The organism is Acidovorax sp. KPB24-03 (assembly GCF_057546605.1).
The window spans coordinates 1-724 of record NZ_BAAJYR010000864.1 but is presented as its reverse complement, the minus strand read 5'-3'; the positions used below and the strand labels follow the sequence as shown (position 1 = coordinate 724).

At 74.9% G+C, this 724-nt stretch carries 1 protein-coding gene; it reads right to left on the bottom strand.

Annotation, left to right across the window (positions count from 1 at the left end):
* Positions 1-724: NAD(P)/FAD-dependent oxidoreductase (locus tag AC27KI_RS26505; RefSeq protein WP_487116850.1), on the bottom strand; the 724-nt coding region annotated here is incomplete at both ends.

The window sequence follows — 724 nt, the reverse complement described above, 5'->3', positions numbered from 1 at the left end:
GCACGCCCAGGCCCAGGAACGGCGCGGGCGGCATGCGCGCAGGGGCCCAGCGCCAGGGCGTCGGCGATCAGCGGATGGTCCTGGCCCAGCGCCAGATCGGCCGCGAGCGCGCCCAGCACCGTGTGCTTGACGATGCCCACGCCGTTGCAACCCGCCACGCCGTGCACGTTGGAAGCAAAAGCGCCCCCAGCGCGGCGCGCCGTTGCGCGTGATGGCGATGGCGCCTTCCCAGAAATGCGCGAGCGGCACGTCGGCCAGCTGCGGAAACCGCGCATCGAACACGGCCCGGTGCGCGCGCCGCACGCGCTCGCGCACGGCGGCGGCCACGCGAAAGCGCGGCGCGTATTCGAAGCCCTGGCGCACCAGCAGGCGGTGGTCGTCGGTGTAGCGCAGCGTGGCGCCGGCCACGGCGTTCACCGGCGTCACGCCCCAGCCCTGCGGTGCGCCCAGGCGCTCGCGCTGCGCGGGCGTGAGCGGCGCGCTCAGCGAGCCGAAGGTGGCCAGCGGAAAGGTCTCGCCCTGGAACAGGCCGAGCTGCTGCGCAAAGGCGTTGCTGGCCACGATGAGCTGCGGCGCCTCGATGCGCCCCTGCGCGGTGTGGGCCACCACCGCGTGCGGGGCGATGTGCAGCGCGTGCACGGGCGTGTTCTCGTACAGCGCGACCTGGGCGGGCAGCGCATCGGCCAGGCCCCGGCACAGCGCGGCCGGGTTGAGCAGCACCGTG